Origin of the sequence: Klebsiella sp. X1-16S-Nf21 (genome assembly GCF_002837615.1) — a bacterium.
GTDB classification, from domain to species: Bacteria; Pseudomonadota; Gammaproteobacteria; order Enterobacterales; family Enterobacteriaceae; genus Klebsiella; species Klebsiella variicola.
In genome coordinates, this window is the sequence record NZ_PJDK01000093.1 from 1 (window position 1) to 17,498 (window position 17,498).

The window sequence follows — 17,498 nt, forward strand, 5'->3', positions numbered from 1 at the left end:
TGGCCCCAATTGTCTCATCAGTTGGGTAAAAACTGTGCAGAGCCGGCAGCCTGACTACTCGGCTGAAATCTGACATGCCTGGAAGGCACATCGGCTGCCAATCCGGTTCGTTATTTCGACATCGTTCAAAGGAAAACAGTATGAAAATCAAAACACTGGCAATGGTTGTTGTGTCAGCCCTGTCTCTGAGCTCCGCGGCGGCGCTGGCCGATACCACCACGGTCAACGGCGGGACAGTGCATTTTAAAGGGGAAGTCGTCAATGCGGCCTGTGCGGTAGATGCCGGCTCTATCGATCAAACCGTCCAGTTAGGTCAGGTGCGTTCCGCGAAACTTGCCACCGCAGGTAGCACCAGCTCCTCCGTCGGTTTCAACATTCAGCTGGATGACTGCGACACCACAGTGGCGACCAAAGCTTCTGTCGCTTTCTCCGGTACCGCTATCGACAGCAGCAACACCACCGTTCTGGCACTGCAAAACTCTGCCGCCGGCGGCGCAACCAACGTTGGCGTGCAGATCCTCGACAGCACCGGCACGCCGCTGGCGCTGGACGGGGCCACCTTCAGTGCCGCGACCACGCTGAATGACGGCACCAACATCATCCCGTTCCAGGCGCGTTACTACGCGACCGGCGCAGCGACCGCCGGTACGGCGAACGCGGATGCCACGTTCAAAGTGCAATACGAGTAAGGCCCGATCCACGCAGGGAGGCAATCAGGGCCAGGAGGGCCCGCTCTCTATTTCCAACTGGAGTGAAACGATGCAGGGAATGAAATCAGGTCTGCTGCTGCTACTACCCCCGCTGGCCCTGGCCGGTAATCAGTGGAACGTCACGCTGCCTGGGGGCAGCATGCGTTTTCAGGGCCTGATTATGGCGAGTTCCTGCCGCGTCGAAGCGGGCGATCGGCAGATGACGGTCAATCTGGGGCAGATCAGCAGTAACCGATTTCATGATGTCGGCGAAGACAGTAACCCGATCCCTTTCGCGATTCATTTACAGGATTGCAGTACCGCAGTCAGCCAGCATGTGGGGGTGGCATTTCACGGCGTGGCTGATGGTAAAAATCCCGATGTGCTCTCGGTGGGCGAAGGCCCGGGGATCGCCAGCGGGATTGGCATTGCGCTGTTCGACAGTCAGGGCCAGCAGCTGCCGCTCAATCGTCCGCCCGACCGCTGGGTGCCGCTCTACCGCGGACCGACGACGCTCAATTTTGTCGCCAAATATCGGGCGACCGGACGCCAGGTCACCGGCGGCGCGGCCAACGCCCAGGCCTGGTTCTCATTGACCTATCAGTAATTAATCCGCAGACAAACAGGACAACACGGTGAGCAGACAAGGAGATAACGTGAGAAAAATGGCAACGACGACACGCGGCATACTGGCGGGATGTTTACTTTTCGTCGCCGGTGCGTTGAGCGCCAGCGCGCAGGCGGGCGTCGCGCTGGGCGCGACCCGGGTTATCTACCCGGCGGGACAGAAGCAGGTCCAGCTCGCGGTGACCAATAATGACGACAACAGCACCTGGCTTATACAGTCATGGGTGGAAAATGCCGATGGTCAGCGAGACGGCCGGTTTGTCATCACTCCCCCGCTGTTTGCCATGCAGGGCAAAAAAGAGAACACCCTGCGCATTATCGACGCCACCAATAACCAGCTGCCGCAGGATCGGGAAAGCCTGTTCTGGATGAACGTGAAGGCGATCCCCTCGATGGATAAATCCAAGCTCAGCGACAATACCCTGCAGCTGGCGATTATCAGCCGCATCAAGCTCTACTACCGTCCGGGAAAACTGGCACTGCCCCCGGATCAGGCAGCGGAAAAGCTGACCTTTAGCCGCAGCGGATCGTCGCTGACGCTGACGAACCCCACCCCTTATTACCTGACGGTGACCGAACTGAACGCCGGGACGCGCATTCTGGAAAACGCCCTCGTGCCGCCGATGGGCAAAACCAGCGTCAAGCTGCCCGCGGATGCCGGGAGCACCATCACCTATCGCACGATTAACGATTACGGCGCGCTGACGCCGAAAATGAATGGCGTACTGCGTTAACCCAGAGTACCCCGCCGCGCGGGCCACGCTGCGCATGACCAGAAGCACTGACAGCCGGGCAACGTCGGACCGGAGGGATTATGTCACATCGAAAATATGGACTGGACCATTGGGGTTGCCGAAGCGCCCGGCGCCTGATTACGCCGGCGCTGACGCTGTGGCTCTGCTCACAGCCGTTTGCCGCGCGGGCGGACCTCTATTTTAACCCCCGCTTCTTAGCTGACGATCCGGCGGCGGTGGCTGACCTGTCGGGATTTGAAAAAGGCCAGGAGGTGCCGCCAGGCACCTATCGCGTCGATATTTATCTCAACAATGGTTTTATGACCACCCGGGACGTCACTTTCCAGGCCGACGTTCAGGGCCATGGCTTGTCGCCCTGTCTGACGCGCGGCCAGCTGGCGAGCATGGGCGTGGATACCGGTCGGGTGCCGGGCATGGCGACGCTGGACAGCGCAGCCTGCGTGCCGCTAACGACGCTTATCAGCGAAGCCACTACGCGCTTCGACGTCGGCCAACAGCGTCTGTATCTCACCGTGCCTCAGGCATTTATGGGCACCCGCGCGCGCGGCTATATTCCGCCGGAGCTGTGGGATAACGGTATCACCGCCGGGCTGATTAACTATAACTTCACGGGCAATAACGTCCATAACACCACGGGTGGCAGCAGCCGTTACGCCTATCTGAATCTGCAGAGCGGCCTGAACGTTGGCGCCTGGCGTCTGCGCGATAACAGCACGTGGAGCTACAGTAGCGGCAGCGGCAGCGCTTCCTCCAGTGAAAACCGCTGGCAGCACGTTAACAGCTGGCTTGAGCGGGACATCACGCCTCTGCGTTCGCGACTCACCCTCGGGGACAGCTATACCAACGGCGATGTCTTCGACGGGATCAACTTCCGCGGCGCCCAGCTGGCCTCGGACGACAATATGCTACCGGACAGCCAGAAAGGCTTCGCGCCGGTGATCCACGGGATCGCCCGCGGCACGGCGCAGGTGTCAATCAAACAAAACGGCTATGAAATCTACCAGAGCACAGTGCCGCCGGGGCCGTTTACCATCGACGATCTCTACGCCGCGGGCAATGGCGGCGATCTGCAGGTCACGATTAAAGAAGCGGATGGCTCCCGCCAGGTCTTCAGCGTGCCCTGGTCAACGGTGCCGGTGCTGCAGCGCGAAGGCCATACCCGCTTCGCCCTCACTGCCGGAGAGTACCGCAGCGGCAACAGCCAACAGGAAACGCCCGATTTTTTCCAGAGCACGGCCATGCATGGCCTGCCGGCCGGCTGGACCCTGTACGGCGGCACTCAGCTAGCGGACCGCTATCGCGCCTTTAACCTTGGGGTGGGGAAAAACATGGGCTATTTCGGCGCCCTGTCGCTGGATATCACCCAGGCCAACGCCACGCTGGCGGACGACAGCGAGCATCAGGGACAGTCGGTGCGTTTCCTCTATAACAAATCCCTGGATGAGACCGGGACTAACCTGCAGCTGGTGGGCTACCGCTACTCCACCCGCGGCTACTATAACTTTGCCGATACCACCTACCGCCGGATGAGCGGCTACAGTGTGGAAACTCAGGACGGCGTTATCCAGGTGAAACCCAAATTTACCGACTACTACAATCTGGCTTACAGCAAGCGCGGCAAGGTGCAACTTAGCGTGACCCAGCAGCTGGGGCGCACCGCCACCCTCTATCTCAGCGGCAGCCACCAGACCTACTGGGGCACCGACGATGCCGATGAGCAGCTGCAGGCCGGCCTCAACGCCGCCGTAGACGATATCAACTGGTCGCTAAGTTACAGCCTGACCAAAAACGCCTGGCAGCAAGGTCGCGATCAGATGCTGGCGGTCAACGTCAATATCCCCTTCAGCCACTGGCTGCGTTCCGATAGCCGCTCAGTCTGGCGGCACGCCAGCGCCAGCTACAGCCTGTCGCACGATCTCAATGGCCGCATGACTAACCTGGCGGGCCTGTACGGCACCCTGCTGGAAGACAACAACCTCAGCTATAGCGTGCAGACCGGCTATGCCGGCGGCGGCAACGGCGACAGCGGGAGCACAGGCTATACGGCGCTCAACTACCGCGGCGGCTACGGCAACGCCAACGTCGGCTACAGCCGCAGCGACGGCTTTAAACAGCTCTACTACGGGGTCAGCGGCGGCGTGCTGGCGCACGCCAACGGCATCACCCTGAGCCAGCCGTTGAACGATACCGTGGTGCTGGTGAAAGCCCCCGGCGCCGGCGGCGTGAAGGTGGAAAACCAGACCGGGGTACGCACCGACTGGCGCGGGTATGCCGTCCTGCCCTATGCCACCGAGTATCGCGAAAACCGGATCGCGCTGGACACCAACACCCTGGCAGACAATGTCGACCTTGATGATGCAGTGGTCAGCGTGGTGCCGACCCATGGGGCGATCGTCCGCGCCAACTTTAACGCGCAGGTGGGAATGAAGATCCTGATGACGCTGACCCATCGCGGCAAACCGGTGCCGTTTGGCGCCCTCGCCACCGGCGACAGCAACCAGAGCGGCAGCATCGTCGCGGATAACGGCCAGGTCTACCTGAGCGGGATGCCGCTGGCGGGCAAGGTGCGAGTGAAATGGGGCGATGGCCCGGACGCTCAGTGCGTGGCCGATTATCGTCTGCCGCCGGAGAGTCAGCAGCAGGCGCTCAGCCAGCTGTCGGCCGCGTGCCGCTAAGGAGATCATGATGAAAACACTGCAGTATCTGCTGGGCGCCCTGCTCACCCTGGTGACGCCGTTTGCCTTCGCTGCCGATAGCACGATCACCATCAGCGGCTATGTGCGCGACAACGCCTGCGCAGTGGCCGGCGAGTCGAAGGATTTCACCGTCGATTTTCAGGACAACGCCGCGAAGCAGTTTTATGCCGTCGGGGCGACGACGCCGCCGGTGCCGTTCCGCATCGTGCTGTCGCCCTGCGGCACTTCCGTCACCGCGGTGAAGGTCGGTTTCACCGGCGTGGCGGACAGCGTCAACACCAGCCTGTTAAAACTCGATGCCGGCGCCTCGGCGGCGGCGGGAATGGGGGTGGAAATTCTCGATCAGCAGCAGTCCCGGCTGCCGGTCAATGCGCCGTCGTCAGCCATGTCCTGGACCACGCTGACGCCGGGCCAGACCAACATTCTCAACTTTTACGCCCGTCTGATGGCCACTCAGGTGCCCGTCACCGCCGGGCATGTCAATGCGACAGCGACATTCACGCTGGAATTTCAGTAAGCGGAGGCTGAAATGAAATGGACCCACGTGGGCTGGCTGCTGGCCGGCCTGTTAACCGCGAGCGCTTCCCTGCGGGCGGCCGACGTCACCCTCACCGTCAACGGGAAGGTGGTGGCCAGACCCTGCACGGTTTCCACCGTCAATGCCACCGTCGAGCTGGGCGATCTCTATACCTTTAGCCTGATCGGCGCGGGCTCGGCATCGGCCTGGCACAGCGTGGCGCTGGATCTCAGTAACTGCCCCGTGGGTACTTCACGGGTGAAGGCCACCTTCAGCGGGACGGCGGACAGCACCGGCTATTACAAAAACCAGGGAACGGCGGGCAATATTCAGCTCGAACTGCAGAGCGAGGACGGCACCACGCTGAACAATGGCAGCAGCCAGTCGGTACAGGTGGATGAGGCCAGCCAGTCCGCTCGCTTCCCGCTGCAGGTTAGAGCCCTGTCCGTCAACGGCGGCGCCACGCAAGGCACCATTCAGGCGGTGATTAACGTCACCTATACCTACGCCTGAGCCAGGAGAGCATTATGATGAAAAAAATTATCCCCCTGTTCACCACCCTGCTGCTGTTGGGCTGGTCGATGAACGCCTGGTCCTTTGCCTGCAAAACGGCCACCGGGGCGACGATCCCCATCGGCGGCGGGTCAGCCAACGTCTACGTAAATCTGACACCGGCGGTTAACGTCGGGCAAAACCTGGTGGTCGACCTCTCCACGCAGATTTTTTGCCATAACGACTATCCGGAAACGATCACTGACTACGTCACCCTGCAGCGCGGATCCGCCTACGGCGGCGTGCTGTCGAGTTTCTCCGGCACCGTGAAATATAACGGCACCTCTTACCCCTTCCCGACCACCACGGAAACGGCGCGGGTGGTTTACGATTCACGGACCGATAAGCCCTGGCCCACCGTCCTGTATCTGACGCCGGTCAGCACCGCCGGTGGGGTGGCGATCACCGCAGGATCGTTAATCGCGGTGCTGATCCTGCATCAGACCAACAACTACAATAGCGACTCCTTCCAGTTCATCTGGAACATTTACGCCAACAACGACGTGGTGGTCCCCACCGGCGGCTGCGATGTCTCCGCCCGCGATGTCACCGTCACCCTCCCCGACTACCCGGGATCGATGGCCGTGCCGCTCACCGTGCACTGCGCGCAAAGCCAGCAGCTGGGGTATTACCTCTCCGGCACCACCGCGGATAGCGCCAACGCGATCTTCACCAATACCGCCTCCGCCTCACCGGCGCAGGGGATAGGCGTTCAGCTGACCCGCAACGGCAGCGCCGTGCCGGCGAACAGCACGGTCTCGCTGGGCACCGTCAGTACCTCGCCAGTTAATCTCGGTCTGACGGCAACCTATGCCCGGACCACAGGCCAGGTCACTGCCGGCAACGTGCAGTCGATCATCGGCATCACCTTTGTCTATCAATGATGACCGACTATATCCTCTCACCCTGCTCGCTGGCCGCCCGCGGGTTGAGCCAGCTGATGGTGAACGCCGCGAAGCGGCCCGTTGAGCTGCCGGTCGAGGGCGTGTCCCTGCGGGAGCTGACCGCCGTGACGCGGATCGTGGTGTTTCTCCCTGACGATCCCCTGTGGATGCTCACCACGCTGCGCCAGGCGGCAAGGCTGCTCGACCAGGCCTTGCAGCCGTTACCGATGTTGATTCTGAGCCGCAGCCCGGCCATCTGGCTGTGGCAAACGCTGCTTTATCAGGTGAGCCATCCGGATCGTCTGCGCAACGTCCATACCGCCCCCGCCGATCTGTCCTGCACGGAGCTGGCCGATCGGCTGGAGAACGCACCGCGACTTGAGCGGCTTGCCAGTGAAGCCGCCCTGCTCCACGACAAACGAGCCGCCGGATTGAGCCATGCCGAGTTCAAAGTGATCCTCGCCCTGCTGCAAGGGCAGACGATAGGCGAGCAGGCCCGGCGTCTCCGATTGAGCCAGAAAACGCTCTACACCCAGCGGCTGGCCGGGGTGAAAAAGCTGGTGGAATATCACCCGCATCTGGCCCCCCGCTTTCCGCGTACGCTGCTACCGCGCTCATCCGCCAGCTCACTGTCGGCGTTTGAACAGGAATGGGTACAAGCGATCCACGATCGCCAGGTCTTCCCGGTTTTTCAACCTATCGTCGATAGTCGCTCACAGCTACAGGGGGTGGAGATCCTGATCCGCTGGCGCCACCGCGGCCAGGTTCTCCATCCGCAGGCTTTTTTGCCGCAGTTCCGCGCCGACTACGCCTGGCTGCTGCTCACGGCCTTTGTCCTGCAGGAGGCCGTGCAGAATATTAATGAGCATCCGGGTACTTTCTATTTTTCGGTCAATATTCCTTCCTCGCTCGCCGCCAGCGATAGCCTGCTGCGGATGGTGGAAGCCGCTCGCCAGCAGCTCCGGCAGCCAGAGGGCGTGGAAAGGCTGGTGCTGGAATATGCTGAAACCATCGATTTTCGCCGTCAGAGCCGATCCACCGCCCAGGTGGAGGAACTGCAACGTGCTGGCGTGCGGGTGATGCTGGACGACTGCTTTTCTCAGGGGAGCGTCATCTTTCCGGCGCGTCGCCTGCACTTCAATGCCTATAAACTGGATATGAGTATCGTCAACGACGCTCAGCACGATCAGAAGGCGCTTGCGCTGATAAAAAGCCTGGCCTACTACTGCCAGTTGAGCGGCAGCCGCTGCGTGGCGGAAGGGGTGGATTCGCTGGCGAAGTTTACGCAGTTAAAATCGCTGGGTATTGACCGTTTCCAGGGCTATCTGTTTTCACCGCCGATGCGGCGCGAGCATCTCCCGGATCTGATCCGCCGCTTTTCGCATCAGCGCGATCCGGCGGATCGTTGATGGCGCGAGAAAAGCGCACCGGTTGGCACCGGTGCCGGTACGTCAGGCGCGAATATCGTCGTATTCGCGGGTGTTATCGAATTCATGTTTGGCAAACGGGCAGAGAGGGATGATCTTCCGCTGCTCCTGGCGCATTTTTTCCACCACCTTCGCCACCAGCTGTTTCCCCACGCCCTGGCCTTTCAGGCTGGGATCAACATCGGTATGTTCGATAATGCTGAGGTGGTCGCCGGTGGGAACAAAAACAATTTCCGCCACCTGGTTTCCCTGCGCGTCGTTAACATAAAACTTGTTGTGCCCTTCCAGTATTTCCATCTTCTCCTCGCTTATTTATGACGATAGTGCAGGGCGCCGCTCGGGCAGGTATCGATCACTTTTACCACCGTCGCCACATCCACTTCATCCGGGATAATCCACGGTTTACGCTTCAGGTTAAAAAGCTTCGCGCTGCCGCGCACGCAGTTCCCCGAATGCTGACAGATCGCCGTATTAAAGTAGACGTCGATTTTCTCTCCGGTGTAGGCCCGGTAGCCCGCTTCCAGTAATTCCTTATCCATGACATTGCCTCGTTCTTTTTTTATGTTTCAGGCTAAGCATAGTCCTACACGTCGCGGCTGACTACGCGTAAGCGTGGGAATTGGCGCCTCACATCATGCTTTCCCATCGGGTAAGGATCCCGCAGTCGGCGATCCGTTGACTTTCATTCCCGCAACGAGGCGATTACACTCATCACACACTGGTATGATCACTCAGGGATGCTCTATTGAATCATATTGCCACCATCGCCCGCCCGGCGCGGTTACTGCTCGTCTTGCCGCTTTCCGGCTGCTCACTTTCGCCCGCGATCCCGGTATTGGGCGCCGCGTTCCCCGGCTGGTTTTTCTGCTTATTGGGCGGTGCGTTTTTACTGATCCCCTGCCATATCCTGATTACCCGTAAAGGCTGGCAGCCGCGCTTTTCTCCTCTGGTCTTCAGCTATGTCGCGCTGATGTTCCTGTTCGCCACGCTGCTGTGGTTTCTGTTTTTTGTTCACTGATCGCTTATGACAACTTCCCGCACTCCCCTGTTACGCAAAAAGTGGCCTCTGCTGGCGCTGGTCCTTGCCGCTATCCTGGCGCTGATCCTGGTTATCTGGCAGTTGCAAACCTCGCCGGAGACCAATGACGCCTATGTCTATGCCGATACCATCGATGTGGTGCCCGAGGTCAGCGGACGCATCGTGGAGATGCCCATTCGCGATAACCAGCGGGTGAAAAAAGGCGATCTGCTGTTCCGCATCGACCCCCGTCCCTATCAGGCGATGCTCGATGACGCGAAAGCGCGGCTGACGACCCTCGACGCGCAGATCATGCTGACCCAGCGCACCATCAAAGCGCAGGAGTATAACGCCCAGTCGGTGGCGGCCGCCGTCGAGCGCGCCAGAGCGCTGGTCAAGCAGACCACCTCCACGCGCACCCGCCTTGAGCCGCTGGTGCCGCAGGGGTTTGCCTCCCAGGAAGATCTCGATCAGGCGCGCACCGCTGAGAAAGCGGCGCGGGCGGAGCTGGAGGCCACGCTGCTGCAGGCCAGACAGGCCTCGGCGGCCGTGACCGGCGTGGATGCCATGGTGGCACAACGCGCCGGGATCCTGGCGCAAATCGCCCTCGCCGAACTGCATCTGGAATTTACCGAAGTGCGTGCGCCCTTCAACGGCGTGGTGGTGGCGCTGAAAACCACCGTCGGCCAGTACGCCTCGGCGCTGAAGCCGGTCTTTACCCTGCTGGATGACGACCGCTGGTATGTGATCGCTAACTTCCGCGAGACCGATCTGAATAACGTGCGCCCCGGCGTGGCGGCGCGGATCACCGTGATGACCAACCACAACCGGACCTTTAACGGGGTGGTCGATTCGGTCGGCTCCGGGGTCCTGCCCGAAGGCGGGAGCGTCATCGAAGGGCTGCCGCTGATCCAAAAAAGCATTAACTGGGTTCACGTCTCGCAGCGCTTCCCGGTGAAAATCGCCGTCAGCGATCCCGATCCGGCGCTGTTCCGCATGGGCGCCTCGGCCAGCGCCGTGCTGCAGCCGTAGCCGGGGGACGCGATGTTTCCTCTCGCCCATTTTTTACGCCAGGAGCTGCGCGACGCGCCGGGACGCGCCAGCTACACGCTGCGCCTGACGCTGAGCTGCGCGGTGCTCATCACCCTGTTTATGACTCTGCAGATCCCCTTCCTGGCTGTTGCGCTGATCGTCGTGTTCTACGTTAGCCAGCCTAACGTGTTGATGATCAAGCTGGTCAGCGTGGTCTTTTTTGTCACCGTCACCGTGGCGCTCGGCGGCGTGCTGCTGATCATCAAGTGGACCTATGACTACCCGCTGATCCGCCTGGCGGCCTCCGTGGCGCTCTTTTTCTGCGCCATCTACCTGATGCGGGTGCTGGGTAAGCTGGGGCTGGCTTTTTTCGTGGTGGCGCTGGCGGTGATTTACGCTCAGACCTTCCCGTCAATGACCAGTCAGAGCGAGATCCTGGTGCGGCTGCTGCTCTGGCTGTGGGTGGCGATTAACACCGCGATCCTCGTCACTTTGCTGGTCAACGCCTGTTTTCAGCAGGCCTTTCCCGGCAACCAGTTTAAGGCGCGCCTGGCGGGGATGCTGCACGAGGTCGCCCGGCGGCTGACGGCTCCTGGCGATGAAGCGCCACCGACCTTCGGCGAGACCGCCGCGCAGTTCAACCAGCTGCAGTCGCTGTTCGCCCAGGCCAGCCGGGCCACGCCGGAGATAGCCGCCGAACCGCAGGCCTGGCGCTCGCGGCTGGCCGCCACCCTGCGCTGCTATCAGCTGGCGGCGCTGCTGCAAGCAGACGAGGCAGATAGCGAAGATCGCCAGCAGCTGTCGCAGGCGGTACTGAAGCTGAAGAGTGCCCTCAGCGAGGAACAGTTTGACGGCGCCATTCCTCCCCTGGCGCTCAGCGGTCGTGGCATTAATCACGCGGTTCTGCAGGAGATGGCTACCCTCCTGCAGCAGCTGGCGCAGGGTGAGCCCGTCGCCCTGCCGCAGGGTGAGGTGGAGAAGGCGCCCCTGCTGGCGCCGGACGCCTGGCGCAACCCGGCTTATCTCCATTTTGCGCTCAAGACCCTGCTGGCGACGCTAATCTGCTATGTCTTCTATACCGCTGCCGACTGGCAAGGGCTGCACACCATTATGCTGAGCTGCGTCATTGTCGCCCAGCCCGGGCTGGGCGCCACGATGCAAAAGACATGGCTGCGTATCGGCGGGGCGCTGCTCGCCACCCTGCTGGCGCTGCTGTTAATCGTCTTTGTTCAGCCCTGGACCGATTCGCTGTCGGGCCTGCTGGCGATGTCTCTGCCGGTGCTGGCGCTGGCGGCGTGGATTGCCGCCGGCTCGGAGCGTATCGCCTACGCCGGGATCCAGATTGGTTTCACCTTTGCGCTGGCCTTCCTCAGCTGGTTTGGCCCGCTGACGAACCTCACCGAGCTGCGGGATCGGGTGCTCGGCATCCTGCTCGGGGTGCTGGTCTCCTCCATTGTCCATTTGTATCTCTGGCCGGACAGCGAAGCACCGCAGCTGAAATCCCGTCTTGCGGCGCTTTATCGCCGGCTGGCGGACTGTCTCGCCGCTCCGAAGGAGGCGGTGCCGCTGGCTCCCCTGTTTGTCGCCTTCACCGACAGCGAAGCGCTGCTCCATCGGGTTCGCGCTGAACCGCTGGGCACCTGGGCCCATCCCTGGCCCCAGGCGAAAGGCTGGCCGATGCGCGCCACCCTCGCCCAGGCCGAGGAGATCGCCCGCCTCAGCGAAGGCTACCGGCTCAACGCCGCGCCGGGAGACCCGACGCTGGCCCGCTGCGCCGAACAGCTGCGGCGCTACGCCGAACGTATCGAACAGGAGGCGGCAGCGCCTGACGGGACGCTGGCCGCCGATCTCCGCAACCCCTTTGGCCCGGCGCTGGCTACCGCGCTGGCCGCCCTGCCCGACTGGGGCCCGACACCGATAGCGACTGAGCAACAGGCTAAAACGTCATGATGATGCTTCCTTTCCCCGCGCGATTGCGGGTCACTCTCTTTACCCTGACGCTGACGCTGCTCAGCGGCTGCGCGCTCATCCAGGATGAGCCTTCCCAGGTCGCCATCGTCAATCCGCAGCAGGCCCAGCTGGCGCAGGTGATCCACCTGGCGAACAGCGACTGGCCGGCAGCCCGCTGGTGGGAGGCCTATGATGATCCTCAGCTCAACATGTTGATCAACCGGGCGCTGCAGAACTCGCCGACCATGCAGGCCGCCCGGCTACGCATCTCCCAGTCGCAGTCCACGGTGGAACTCGCCCGGTCGGCGATGGGCCTGCAGGCCACCGCCGTCGCGGCGCAAAACCGCCTGCGGATCACCGACAAATCCTTTAGCTGGCCCTACTCGTACTCCCTGCCGGTGGATAAGAACGGTCCCTGGTATACGCTGAATACCGTTGGCGTCGGGGCGCAGCTGAATATCGATCTCTGGGGAGCCGATCGCGCCCGGGTCGCCGCCGCCATTGGCGAGAAAAATGCCCGGCTGGCGGAGACCGCCGGCATTGAGCTCGACATCGCCAGCAGCGTGGCGCAGCTCTATTTCGCCATGCAGGCGACGTTCCAGAAAATCGCGCTGCTGCAGGAGCTGGAGGGTATTGCCCAATTCTCGGCAGCGGCCCATGAGCACCGGACCCAACGCGGCGTGGAAGACAGTGTGGATGTGGCCAATGCCCGGGCTGAGCAGCTCGCCGCCCGCCAGCAGATCATTAGCGCCGAGGGGATGCTGACCCAGTATCGTGAAACCCTGCGGGCGCTGATCGGCGCCGATGCGCAAAGCATGCCGGCCATCCATCCGGTGGCGCTGCCGGCGCTCCAGGAGACGCTGCCATCGTCGCTCTCTTTCGAGCTGCTGGCCCGCCGTCCGGACCTGCAGGCGCTGCGCGGCTACGTGACTGCCTCCCTGAGCCAGGTCGATGCGGCGAAAGCGGCCTTCTATCCTCATTTTGATATCAAAGCGTTCTGGGGATATAACGCCCTGAGCGTCGGGGATCTGTTTAAGTCCTCTTTCCAGCAGATCAACCTGCTGCCCGGGCTGTATCTGCCAATCTTCGACGGCGGTCGTCTGAACGCTAATCTGCAGTCGGTGCGCACCGCCAGCAACATCCTGATCAAACAGTACAACCAGGCGGTGCTGGACGCGGTGCGCGATGTCGCCATCAGCTCCAGCCAGCTTAACGATCTGAACCAACAGCGCGCGCTGCAGCAGCTAAAGGTCACCGCGGCGCAGACCACTACCGACAGCGCTCGCGCCCATTATCAGCGCGGCCTGCTCAGCCGCTACGCCGCCGAAGAGGCCCGGCGGGCGGTCCTCGCCCAGCAGCTGTTGCTGCTGGACATTGAGGCCCAGCGGCTAAGCACCGACATTACCCTGATCAAAGCCCTGGGCGGCGGCTACCGCGGCCAGTAACAAAAATGCCTTCCCCCGGTGGAGAAGGCATTCAGACTGTAGACAAAGTGCAATCTTCAGAGATTGCCCGGCGGCGCTGTGCTTGCGCGGGCCTACAGCCAACCGCATAAGGGTTTGATATTGCTGTCTTTCGTAGGCCGGGTAAGGCGAAGCCGCCACCCGGCAGAAAGGCGGGCACAATAACCAAACAGGTTTGTCATCAGCAAGAATGCCTTCCCGGATGGGGAAGGCATTTAACAGAAGAGGCGGGGTGGCTGCGCGGCGATTACACCAGGGCGCGCAGCTCCTCCTGCATATAGGTGGAAAAGAATTCCGGATGCTTGATGACCATCCGCTCGCCGGCGGCGATCCGTTCAGCCCAATCCGCCACTTTGTCGGTAAACCCGGCGCTCCAGCCCTGCTGCTGCCCGCGTTCAGCGACGTCGGCCGGGGTGGCGGGCACGCCCAGCTCTTTCAAATATTTGAGAATTCCCTTCGCGGTACTTTCATCCATAGACTGTGGTACTGGCTCAGACGTATTCATACCACCGATGAAATCCAATGCTTTATCAATGACTGCTGGCATAGGTGTGTCCTTATATTAACCACATAGTAAACCTGACTACACTATGGACCGGAAAGTGACGTGATTTCAAAGAACACGCTCACGTTATGGGACATCGCGCATTCTGAAAAAGGGATTTTGTTCTGCTGAGGCGGGTTTCGTACAAAAATAAGCCGGCCCCGTAGGGCCGGCCTGAGGATCGCGTCAGGCGTTGCTGACGGATGTTTGCCCGGCGCTGGACCGACTGTTCTCCAGCATCCGACGGACCGGGACAATCAGCACGGCCAGTACGGCGGCGCAGATCAGCAATGCGATGGAGCAGCGGGCGAAGAGGTCCGGCAGCAGCGACAGCTGATCGGCCTTCACGTGACCGCCAATCAGGCCCGCCGCCAGGTTACCCAGCGCGCTGGCGCAGAACCACAGGCCCATCATCTGGCCGCGCATTCTCTCCGGCGCCAGCAAAGTCATGGTCGCCAGACCAATCGGACTCAGGCACAGCTCACCGAGCGTCAGCATCAGGATGCTGCCCACCAGCCACAGCGGCGACACACCGGCCCCGCCGTTGCTCAGGACGTTCTGCGCCGCCAGCATCATCAGGCCAAAGCCCGCCGCTGCGCACAGGATGCCAATCACGAATTTGGTCATACTGCCCGGACGCACGTTTTTACGCGCCAGCGCAGGCCACGCCCAGCTGAATACCGGCGCGAGCAGAATGATAAACAAGGCGTTAATCGACTGGAACCAGACCGCGGGGATCTCAAAGTCGCCGATCATCCGGTTGGTGTAGTCGTTAGCAAACAGGTTAAAGGAGGTCGGTTTCTGTTCAAACGCGGACCAGAAAAAGGCCGCCGAGACCAGCAAAATAAAGCACACCAGCAGGCGCGCCCGCTCTTTACGGTTCAGCCCAGCGAAGACGAACAGCCAGATGAAATAGAGCGCCACGGAGGCGGCAATCACATAGACCAGCGCGCTGGCCACCGCCACCGGGTTAATCACGATCGTGCCCAGGCTAATCAGCGTGACCAGCACTGCCACCCCCAGGGCCAGCGCCAGCAGCCACGCTCCGACGCCATTCTTTTTCGCCACCGGGCTGTTCCAGGTGGAATCGAGGCCGACCTCCGCGTCATAGCGCTTCATCGACGGCACGGCAAAGACGCGGAAAATGACCAGCGCCACCAGCATCCCGATCCCCCCGATGCCGAAGCCCCAGTGCCAGCCATGGGATTTAATCAGCCAACCGGAGATCAAGGGCGCGATAAACGAGCCGATGTTGATCCCCATATAGAACAGCGAAAAACCGCCGTCGCGGCGCGCGTCGCCTTTTTTATACAGGGTGCCGACCATCACTGAGATACAGGTTTTAAACAACCCGGAACCGAGGACGATAAACATTAGGCCGATAAAGAACAGGTCGTTGCCCAGCCATGCCGACAGGGCGATCGACAGGTGCCCCAGGGCGATCAGGATAGAGCCGTACCAGACGGCCCGCTGCTGGCCAAGCCAGTTATCCGCCAGCCAGCCGCCCGGCAGCGCGGCCAGATACATACTGCCAGCAAAAATCCCGACGATCGCCGAGGCGTTCTCCCGCGCCAGTCCCATCCCGCCGTCGTACACCGTCGCCGCCATAAACAGGATCAGTAAGGGACGGATGCCGTAAAACGAGAAGCGCTCCCACATTTCGGTGAAGAACAGGGAGCCCAGCGGATAAGGATGGCCGAAAAAGGTACGGCTTTCGTTTTTATTAACAGAGGAATGCATAAATTCTCCAGGTAAGGTGCGCCGCAGCGCAAGTTAACCGTATAAAGCGGGCTGACGATTTATAATTTGTTTGCATTAACATCAAACGCGAGCATTTTTAACCATTTGATAACCACACAATGGTTTTGTCCAGCCCCTTACCTTCCCTTTTTAGATGAAAAGTCGACAAACATCTAGTTTTACAGATTTAACGTTCATAAAAAGATAAACAGCATTGACTTTATATTAGTGCAGAAAATCCGATTATTTTTATTAAAAAACAGAAAGTTAACTCTAAGGCGAGGATCTATAGCGGCTCAGTTCGGCTGCCAGGATAACGACAGAAAAAGTAAGGAAAACAGGTGGAATGATGTAGAAACCACGCTAAGTGGCAATATTTCTCTATCAGGGACTATCCTGGCCCACAGTGTTTGTCGCGGAGGATGACGGGAGGGGAAGTGAGGCAGCCGGGAGTCAAAGCCGGCGCCTTTCGCGAGTTATTTCACACGCTGCCCTGCGGCATCAATGACTGGCTCACCGTCTTCCTTCACGAACGCGCCTTTTTGCGACGCCGTCAGGATCTCCAGCACCACCTCTGACGGGCGGCAGAGTCGGGTGCCCCGCGGCGTTGTCACGATCGGACGGTTAATCAGGATCGGATGCTGAAGCATAAAGTCGATTAACTGATCGTCAGTAAACCGGTCTTCCGCCAGCCACAGCGCGTCGTAGGGTTCAACGTTTTTCCGTAGCAGGGCACGTACCGGGATCGCCATCGCGGCGATCAGCTGGCGCAGCTCATCGCGCGATGGCGGCGTCTCCAGATAATAGATAATGGTGGGCTCAGCGCCGCTGTTGCGGATCAGCGCCAGGGTATTACGCGAAGTGCCGCAGTCAGGGTTATGGTAAATGGTGATGCTCATAGTACGTTCTCATGGCTGGTTGAAGGAGAGACGCAGCGCCAGCGCGGCCAGCGTCACAAGCAGCACCGGCAGGGTCATGGTAATGCCGCAGCGGAAATAATACCCCCAACCGATGGTGATGTGCTTCTGCGCCAGCACATGCAGCCAGAGCAGCGTGGCCAGGCTACCAATTGGCGTGATCTTGGGCCCCAGATCGCAGCCGATGACGTTGGCATAAATCATGGCCTCTTTGATCGTCCCTGTTGCCGCGCTGCCATCAATCGACAGGGCGCCGACCAGTACGCTGGGCATATTATTCATTATTGAAGAGAGGAAGGCCGACAGGATACCGGTGCCCAGCGTCGCGGCCCAGAGCCCGCGCTCCGCCAGCATGTTCAGCACCGTGGTCAGATAATCCGTTAACCCGGCGTTTCGCAGGCCATACACCACCAGATACATTCCCAGCGAGAAGATCACGATCTGCCACGGGGCGCCGCGCAGCACCTTGCCGGTGTTAATCACCCGCCCGCGCTTCGCGACAGCAAACAGGATCCCCGCTCCCGGCGCCGCGATGGCGCTGACCAGGATCCCCAGCGGGTCAAGAACGAAAAAGCCGACCAGCAACAGCAGCAGCACGCCCCAGCCGGTGCGGAACGTCGCCGGATCTTTTATCGCCGTGACCGGCGCTTTCAGTAACGCCATATCCCAGGCCGGCGGGATATCCCG

At 60.9% G+C, this 17,498-nt stretch carries 18 protein-coding genes; 12 read left to right on the plus strand and 6 right to left on the minus strand.

The features are described 5' to 3' along the window. Window positions 1-140 precede the first annotated feature (140 nt). From fimA to CW267_RS26675, 8 genes are all read left to right on the plus strand, one after another. Window positions 141-689, plus strand: a complete 549-nt coding sequence (fimA, locus tag CW267_RS26640) for a type 1 fimbrial major subunit FimA (protein ID WP_008806380.1) — start codon at window positions 141-143, stop codon at window positions 687-689. Between the two features lie 70 nt (window positions 690-759). After that, window positions 760-1,296 (plus strand): fimbrial protein, encoded by a 537-nt coding sequence (locus CW267_RS26645; protein WP_012967260.1) that lies wholly within the window; start codon window positions 760-762, stop codon window positions 1,294-1,296. Window positions 1,297-1,345: 49 nt separating this feature from the next. Further along, window positions 1,346-2,050, plus strand: a complete 705-nt coding sequence (locus tag CW267_RS26650; RefSeq protein WP_012540619.1) for a fimbria/pilus periplasmic chaperone — start codon at window positions 1,346-1,348, stop codon at window positions 2,048-2,050. Between the two features lie 80 nt (window positions 2,051-2,130). Beyond that, the gene (locus CW267_RS26655) at window positions 2,131-4,746 is read left to right on the plus strand and encodes a fimbrial biogenesis usher protein (RefSeq protein ID WP_032733789.1); all 2,616 of its coding nucleotides are present in this window, start codon (window positions 2,131-2,133) and stop codon (window positions 4,744-4,746) included. 10 nt (window positions 4,747-4,756) lie between these two features. Beyond that, window positions 4,757-5,284, plus strand: a complete 528-nt coding sequence (locus CW267_RS26660) for a fimbrial protein (RefSeq protein WP_012540617.1) — start codon at window positions 4,757-4,759, stop codon at window positions 5,282-5,284. A gap of 27 nt (window positions 5,285-5,311) precedes the next feature. Continuing rightward, window positions 5,312-5,797 (plus strand): fimbrial protein, encoded by a 486-nt coding sequence (locus CW267_RS26665; RefSeq protein WP_074194464.1) that lies wholly within the window; start codon window positions 5,312-5,314, stop codon window positions 5,795-5,797. Between the two features lie 17 nt (window positions 5,798-5,814). Then, complete coding sequence (locus CW267_RS26670) at window positions 5,815-6,720, plus strand: fimbrial protein (RefSeq protein WP_012540615.1); 906 nt, start codon at window positions 5,815-5,817, stop codon at window positions 6,718-6,720. Next, window positions 6,717-8,129 (plus strand): cyclic diguanylate phosphodiesterase, encoded by a 1,413-nt coding sequence (locus tag CW267_RS26675; protein ID WP_040968855.1) that lies wholly within the window; start codon window positions 6,717-6,719, stop codon window positions 8,127-8,129. Before CW267_RS26670 ends, CW267_RS26675 begins: the two co-directional genes overlap by 4 nt. A gap of 42 nt (window positions 8,130-8,171) precedes the next feature. On the opposite strand, the gene CW267_RS26680 is transcribed toward CW267_RS26675, so the two are convergent. Both CW267_RS26680 and yjdI read right to left on the minus strand, forming a co-directional pair. Continuing rightward, window positions 8,172-8,444, minus strand: coding sequence for a GNAT family N-acetyltransferase (locus tag CW267_RS26680; protein ID WP_008806388.1), 273 nt, complete (start codon window positions 8,442-8,444; stop codon window positions 8,172-8,174). Between the two features lie 11 nt (window positions 8,445-8,455). Further along, window positions 8,456-8,686: a 4Fe-4S mono-cluster protein YjdI gene (gene yjdI, locus CW267_RS26685; protein WP_012540613.1), complete on the minus strand. Its 231-nt coding sequence runs from the start codon at window positions 8,684-8,686 to the stop codon at window positions 8,456-8,458. Window positions 8,687-8,892: 206 nt separating this feature from the next. On the opposite strand from yjdI, the gene CW267_RS26690 reads away from it, so the two are divergent. Genes CW267_RS26690 through CW267_RS26705 form a run of 4 tightly spaced genes read left to right on the plus strand, consistent with a single transcriptional unit; the run spans window position 8,893 to window position 13,592 of the window. Next, a complete protein-coding gene (locus CW267_RS26690; RefSeq protein WP_008806389.1) occupies window positions 8,893-9,165 on the plus strand; it encodes a YtcA family lipoprotein in 273 nt (90 codons plus the stop codon). Window positions 9,166-9,171: 6 nt separating this feature from the next. Next, a complete protein-coding gene (gene mdtN, locus CW267_RS26695; RefSeq protein WP_008806390.1) occupies window positions 9,172-10,197 on the plus strand; it encodes a multidrug transporter subunit MdtN in 1,026 nt (341 codons plus the stop codon). 12 nt (window positions 10,198-10,209) lie between these two features. Continuing rightward, complete coding sequence (mdtO, locus tag CW267_RS26700) at window positions 10,210-12,147, plus strand: multidrug efflux transporter permease subunit MdtO (RefSeq protein WP_022064930.1); 1,938 nt, start codon at window positions 10,210-10,212, stop codon at window positions 12,145-12,147. Next, window positions 12,144-13,592, plus strand: coding sequence for an MdtP family multidrug efflux transporter outer membrane subunit (locus CW267_RS26705; protein WP_012540610.1), 1,449 nt, complete (start codon window positions 12,144-12,146; stop codon window positions 13,590-13,592). Before mdtO ends, CW267_RS26705 begins: the two co-directional genes overlap by 4 nt. Window positions 13,593-13,857: 265 nt before the next feature. On the opposite strand, the gene CW267_RS26710 is transcribed toward CW267_RS26705, so the two are convergent. From CW267_RS26710 to CW267_RS26725, 4 genes are all read right to left on the minus strand, one after another. Next, window positions 13,858-14,157, minus strand: coding sequence for a DUF1889 family protein (locus tag CW267_RS26710; protein WP_008806393.1), 300 nt, complete (start codon window positions 14,155-14,157; stop codon window positions 13,858-13,860). Between the two features lie 183 nt (window positions 14,158-14,340). Continuing rightward, window positions 14,341-15,894 carry a peptide MFS transporter gene (locus CW267_RS26715; RefSeq protein ID WP_086070693.1) on the minus strand — a complete coding sequence of 518 codons (1,554 nt, stop codon included), beginning with the start codon at window positions 15,892-15,894 and terminating at the stop codon, window positions 14,341-14,343. A 476-nt stretch (window positions 15,895-16,370) separates the two neighbouring features. Further along, window positions 16,371-16,793, minus strand: a complete 423-nt coding sequence (gene arsC, locus CW267_RS26720) for a glutaredoxin-dependent arsenate reductase (protein ID WP_029602178.1) — start codon at window positions 16,791-16,793, stop codon at window positions 16,371-16,373. Window positions 16,794-16,802: 9 nt separating this feature from the next. Beyond that, window positions 16,803-17,498 (minus strand): ArsB/NhaD family transporter (locus CW267_RS26725; RefSeq protein ID WP_319826677.1); only part of this gene is annotated, 696 nt, incomplete at its 5' end.